The 5886-nt window shown below is 74.5% G+C and carries 4 protein-coding genes; 1 reads left to right on the forward strand and 3 read right to left on the reverse strand.

Annotation, left to right across the window (positions count from 1 at the left end):
- Window positions 1-95 precede the first annotated feature (95 nt).
- The 3 genes from DQW06_RS15755 to DQW06_RS15765 all read right to left on the reverse strand — a co-directional run bounded on the left by DQW06_RS15755 (window position 96) and on the right by DQW06_RS15765 (window position 4370).
- Window positions 96-908 carry an inositol monophosphatase family protein gene (locus DQW06_RS15755; RefSeq protein WP_013153905.1) on the reverse strand — a complete coding sequence of 271 codons (813 nt, stop codon included), beginning with the start codon at window positions 906-908 and terminating at the stop codon, window positions 96-98.
- A 96-nt stretch (window positions 909-1004) separates the two neighbouring features.
- Window positions 1005-3041, reverse strand: a complete 2037-nt coding sequence (locus tag DQW06_RS15760) for a S9 family peptidase (RefSeq protein ID WP_071622386.1) — start codon at window positions 3039-3041, stop codon at window positions 1005-1007.
- A 309-nt stretch (window positions 3042-3350) separates the two neighbouring features.
- Window positions 3351-4370 carry a ferrochelatase gene (locus tag DQW06_RS15765; RefSeq protein WP_071622387.1) on the reverse strand — a complete coding sequence of 340 codons (1020 nt, stop codon included), beginning with the start codon at window positions 4368-4370 and terminating at the stop codon, window positions 3351-3353.
- Window positions 4371-4516: 146 nt separating this feature from the next.
- Between DQW06_RS15765 and DQW06_RS15770 the strand changes: the two genes are divergently transcribed.
- A complete protein-coding gene (locus DQW06_RS15770; RefSeq protein ID WP_117198814.1) occupies window positions 4517-5815 on the forward strand; it encodes a D-arabinono-1,4-lactone oxidase in 1299 nt (432 codons plus the stop codon).
- Window positions 5816-5886: the final 71 nt, after the last annotated feature.

Consider the following 5886-nt stretch of genomic DNA (forward strand, 5'->3'; position numbering starts at 1 on the left):
GCGCTGAGGGGCGCGGTGGGCACACGGCCCGCCGCGCCCCTCGTGTGTTCCGGGGAACCCGGGGCCCCGCCGGGTGTCGCGGGGCCGGGCTCCCGTCAGCCGTCGGTGTCGGCGCCCAGAGGGGCCAGGAGGGCCTCCAGGGCTCCGTAGAGCTCAGGGCGGGCCGCGATGACCAGGTCGTTGCTGGGCGGCCCCGAGCGCGCTCCTCCCAGCCGCAGGCCCGCCTCGCTCGCCACCAGGCCGGGGGCGCACCAGTCCCAGGGGTGGAGGCCGCGCTCGTAGTAGGCGTTGCAGCGGCCCGCGGCGAGTCCGGTCAGGTCCACCGCGGCCGACCCGCCGCGGCGGATGTCGCGGATGCGCGGGATCACCTCCAGCAGGACCCTGGCCTGCTGGACGCGGCGCTCGGGGAAGTACCCGAAGCCGGTGGCCACCAGGGCCTGCTCCAGCGGCACGGCGGGCGGGGCCTCCAGGACGCGGCCGTTCAGGCGCGCGCCGCCGCCGAGGACCGCCTCGTAGGACTCACCGAGCCGGGGGACGTTCACGGCGGCGGCCACCACCACGCCGTCGACCTCCGCGGCGACGGACACGGCCCAGTCGGACCGGCCGTACAGGTAGTTGACGGTGCCGTCGATGGGGTCCACGACCCAGCGCACACCGCTGGTGCCGCCCTCGCCGCCGCCCTCCTCCCCCAGGAAGGCGTCGTCGGGGCGCGCGGCGAGCAGGCGGGCGCGGACGAGCTCCTCGGTGGCCCGGTCCATCTCGGTGACGACGTCGGTGGGGCTGGACTTGGTGTCGAGCACGGTGATGCCCGCCTGCCCCTTGGCGGCGAGCTCACCCGCCTCCGCGGCCACGCTCACGGCGAGGTCGCGCAGGCTCTCGCGGTCGGGTGCGGCGTGGGTGGTACTCACTGGCTGTCCTCCGTGGCGTGGTGTCGCGCGCCGGGGTGCGTCCCGGACGCGGGTCCGGCCGGGACCGCGGTCGCGGCCCCGGCCGGGGTGGGCGGCTCAGAGCAGTTCGGGCCTGCTCCACTCCTTGCCGTGCACGTGGTGGTCGAGGAAGGCGAAGACCGTCTCGTACCAGATCCGGGCGTTCCCCGGGGTGAGGATCCAGTGGTTCTCGTCCGGGAAGTACAGGAACTTGGCGTCCACCTCGTGCAGCATCAGGTCGCGCCACAGGCGCAGGCCCTCGGAGATGGGCACCCGGTAGTCCTTGTCGCCGTGGATGACGAGCATCGGGGTGCGGATGCGGTCCGCGTGCAGGTGCGGGGAGTTGAGGGTGTAGCGCTCGGGGCGCTCCAGCGGGGTGCCGAACTCGCGCTCCCACACCGGCGGGTAGTCGGTGGTGCCGTTGAAGCCGTCCAGGCCCCACAGGGAGGCGTGGGAGACGATGGCCCTGAACCGGTCGGTGTGCCCGGCGATCCAGTTGGCCATGTAGCCGCCGAAGGAGCCGCCCATCATGGCGGTGCGCTCGGCGTCGATGTCCTCGCGCGCCTCGGCGGCGTCGGTGACGGCCATGACGTCGGCGAAGGTGCGCGGCCCCCACTGGCCCCAGGCGCGGCGGAGCATGTCCTGGCCGTAGCCGGTGGACAGGGCGGGGTCGGGCAGCAGGACGGCGTAGCCGCGCGCGGCGAGCAGCCACGGGTTCCAGCGCCAGGACCAGCCGTTGAAGCTCATGTAGGGGCCGCCGTGGACCCAGAGCATGAGCGGGGCGGGCGAGTCGGCCGAGGCCTCCTCGGGCAGCACCAGCCAGGAGCGGATCGGGGTGCCGTCGTCGGCGGTGGCCTCGATCTCGGTGAGGGTGCCGGGCATGGTGAGCTCGGAGCCGGGGGTGCGCAGGTGCACGGGCTGGCCGTCGGCGGCGTCGGCGGCCAGGCGCACGGGCGCGGGCGGGGCGTCCCAGGCGTCGCGCAGGGCGTAGACGTGGCGGCCGTCGGGGGACGGGTTGAGGTTGCTGTAGGCGCCGTGGTCGCCGGTGACGCGGGTGAGCGCGCCGCTGGCCAGGTCGATCCGGAAGACGGGCCGGCGGCCGCCGTGGTCGGCGACGAGGAACACCGCGCCGGAGTCGGCGGCCCAGGCGAGTTCGCGGGGCCACAGCTCGTGGTCGGCGAGCAGGTCGCGGCCCTGTCCGGTGGCCAGGTCGACCAGCCAGGCGGTCTCGTCCCGGGGTTCGCCGTCGTAGTCGCCCTGGGAGCTGCGCACGAGCAGGACGTGGCGGCCGTCGGGGGAGACGAGCGGGCTGTCGAAGTCGTGGTCGGGGTCGGTGGCCAGGGTGCGGCGCCGGCCCGTGGCGGTGTCGATGGCGACGACGTCGGTGCGCCGGGCGCCCCGGCCGACGGGGACCTGCCACTCGGTGACCAGGGTGGTGCCGTCGGGGGTGAGATCGCCGCTCGCGCCCAGGAGCGCCATTCCCGCGTCGGGGGTCAGGTCGCGCGGGTCGCCGAGCCTGGAGTCCTCGTCCGCGGGCGGTTCGGCGACCAGGTAGCGGGGGTGTCCGGGGCCGATGTCGCTGTCCCAGGAGCGCACGGGCAGCGCCTCGTGCAGGATGGCGGTGACCCCGGCCTCCTCGCGGGCCTTGCGCGCCTCCCTGTCGGCCTCCTCGTCCTCGCTGCGGGGGAGGGTGTCGGCGGTGAGGGCGACCAGTCCGGAGTCGCGGGCGACCGTGAAGGAGCCGATGCCGCCGGGGCGGGAGGCGACCTGGCGGGCCTCGCCGCCGTCTGCGGGCAGGAGCCACAGGGCGGTGCGGGCCTTGGCGTCGGCCTCGGCCTCGGGGTCGGGGCGGCCGGTGGTGAACAGGACAGAGCCGTCGGGGAGGAAGCCGACGCCGCTCTCGCCCTTGGCCGAGCGGGTGAGGCGTCTGGGGGCGCGCCCGCCCTCGGACTCGGGGGCGGTGTCGATCTCCCACAGGGCGCTGCGGAAGGACTTGGCGTCGGGGGCGGGGCCGCTGACGGGCGCGACCAGACGGGTTCCGTCCGGCGAGAGGCGCAGTCCGTTGACACGGCGAAGTCGGACGTACTCCGGCAGTTCATACCAGGAACGGACCAAGACACATACTCCCTGAACGTCGGCGTGGGGTCGGGGCGGACACCGTCGAGCGGGCCGTGGGGCGACTGTGGTCCCCCGCCCCCCGCAGGCGGTGTCAGCAGCGTTTACCCACCTTCCCACACGTCCGGGACGGCGGGTCGGGTCGGGGCGCGCATCCCGTGAGGGGCCGCGGGAGGCCCTCCACTCCAGGATGACCCGCCCGGGGCCGTCGCACCAAGCCCTTTCGCCGATCCGTGGACGACCCCGCGCCGGGCCGCGCCGGGACCGCCGGCCGACGGCGGGGACCCGTCGGCCGCGCGGTTCAGCGCCTCAGGCCGGGCACGAGCAGCCGGTGCAGCGCGCGAGCGAGCTCAGGCGCCGGGGTTCGGCCCGTTCGGCGTACTCGCGGACCAGGTCGGTCACCATGGACACGAACGCGGGGTGCGTGCCGGGGCTGAGCGCGCGCTCGTAGCCGACGCCGAGCTTCTTGGCGGTGTCGCGGGCCTCCACGTCGAGGTCGAACTTGACCTCCATGTGGTCGGAGACGAAGCCGTGCGGGACCACGACCACGGCGGGCACGCCCTCGGCGGCCAGTTCCTCGATGCGGTCGTTGACGTCGGGCTCCAGCCAAGGCTGGCTGGGCGGGCCGCTGCGGCTCTGGTAGACGACCTCGTACGGGTAGTCGCGGTCGAGCCGCCCGGCCACCAGACGCGCCACCTCGGCCAGCTGGGCGCCGTAGGCCCCCTCGGGGCCGAAGGCCTGTCCGGAACCGCCGCTGGCCTCGGCCATCGTCGTGGGGATGGAGTGCGCGGAGAAGAGCAGGTGCGCGCCCTCGCGCTGCTCCGCGGGCAGGGCGTCCAGGGCGGCGCGGGTGTGCTCGACCAGCGGTTCGACGAACCCCGGGTGGTCGTAGAAGGGCCGGATGAGGTCCACCTCGGGGGCGTCCTCGCCCAGCGCGGCGCGGGCGCGGGCGATGTCCTCCTCGTAGGCGGTGCGGCTGGACCAGTTGCAGTAGGCGGAGGTGGGCAGCGCCAGGATGCGGCGCACGCCGTCCTCCTTCATCCGGGCGAGGGTGTCGGTGAGCATCGGGGCCCAGAACCGGTTGCCCCAGTAGACGGGCAGGTCGATCCCGTTGGCGGCGAAGTCGGCGGTGACCGCGGCGAGCAGGTCGCGGCACTGCTGGTTGATCGGGCTGACACCGCCGAAGAGGAAGTAGTGCTCGCCGACCTCGGCCAGCCGCTCACGGGGGATGTTGCGGCCCCGGGTGACGTTCTCCAGGAACGGGATGACCTCGTCCTCCCCCTCCGGGCCGCCGAAGGAGATCAGCAAAAACGCGTCGTAGTAGCTCACAGCTCTTATGAAACCAGCTTCGCCGGACCGGCTCGCGCGACCCCCCGGATGCGTGTCCTGTGGTCTTGGCCTCCTCCCCGCCCGGGGGCCGTGTCCGGGGGAACCCGGCTCTGGCCGCGCGGGTGACCGGTCGGTAATGTCACCGCATGACAGATGTGATGTGGCACACATGGGCGGGCACCCATCGGGCCCGGCCCAGGCGCACGGCGGCTCCGGGGAGCACCGCGGAGGTCGCCGCGGCGGTCTCCTCGGCCGCCGCCGAGGACCTGCGCGTCCGCATGGTCGGCACGGGTCACTCCTTCACCGACGTGGCCGTCACCGACGGCCTCCTCCTCTCCCCCACCTCCTTGACCCGGGTGCGCTCGGTCGATCCCGCGGCGGGCACGGCCACCGTCGAGGCGGGCCTGCCCCTGTGCGACTTCAACGACGTGCTGGCCGGGCACGGGGCGGCCCTGGCCAACATGGGCGACATCGCCGTGCAGACCATGGCGGGCGCGGTGCAGACCGGCACCCACGGCACCGGCCGGGACGCGGGCGGGCTGGCCGCGCAGGTGGTCGGCATGGAGATGGTGCTCGCCGACGGTTCGGTGGTGGAGTGCTCGGCCGAGCGGGAGCCGGAGCTGTTCCAGGCGGCGCGGGTGGGCCTGGGCGCCTTCGGCGTGGTCACCGCGCTGACCATGGCGGTGCGCCCGGCCTTCCTGCTGCACGCGCGCGAGGAGCCCATGCGGTTGGAGGAGGTGCTGGAGCGCCTGCCGGGGCTGCGCGCCGACAACGACCACTTCGAGTTCTACTGGTTTCCCCACACCGGCAACACCAACACCAAGCGCAACAACATCAGCGCGGGCCCGGCCCGGCCGCTCTCGCCTTTCCGCGCCTGGCTGGACGACGAGTTCCTGTCCAACACGCTCTTCGAGGGCGTCAACCGGGTGTGCCGCCGCTTCCCCCGCGCGGTGCCCGCGGTGAACCGGGTCAGCTCGCGCGCGCTGACGGCGCGCAGCTACACCGACGCCTCGTACCGGGTGTTCGCCTCGGTGCGCGACGTGCGGTTCGTGGAGATGGAGTACGCGATCCCCGCCGAGCACCTGGCCGACGTGCTGCGCGAGGCCGGGTCGATCGTGGACCGGGGCGGCCACCGGGTGAGCTTCCCGGTGGAGGTGCGCTTCGCCCCGGCCGACGACGTGTGGCTGTCCACCGCCTACGGGCGCGACACCGCCTACGTGGCGGTGCACATGTACCAGGGCACCCCCTACGACGCCTACTTCGCCGACCTGGAGGCGCTGTTCACCTCCGTGGGCGGGCGCCCCCACTGGGGCAAGATGCACACGCGCGACCGCTCCTACCTGGAGGGTGTCTACCCGATGCTGGGCCGGGCCCTGGCGGTGCGGGACCGCGTGGACCCAGGGCGCCGGTTCGGCAACGCCTACCTGGAGCGGGTGCTGGAGTAGCCGCGCGGCACGACCGGCCCCGGCCGCCGCGAGGCGCGCTCAGCCGGTCTGGGGCACGGCGGGCGGGGGCG

This window comes from Nocardiopsis sp. TNDT3 (genome assembly GCF_003427465.1).
GTDB lineage: Bacteria > Actinomycetota > Actinomycetes > Streptosporangiales > Streptosporangiaceae > Nocardiopsis > Nocardiopsis dassonvillei.

Bases quoted from the DNA above. Each gene is read 5' to 3' on its own strand.
- DQW06_RS15770 (WP_117198814.1), top strand. From the start codon at position 4,517: ATGACAGATGTGATGTGGCACACATGGGCGGGCACCCATCGGGCCCGG.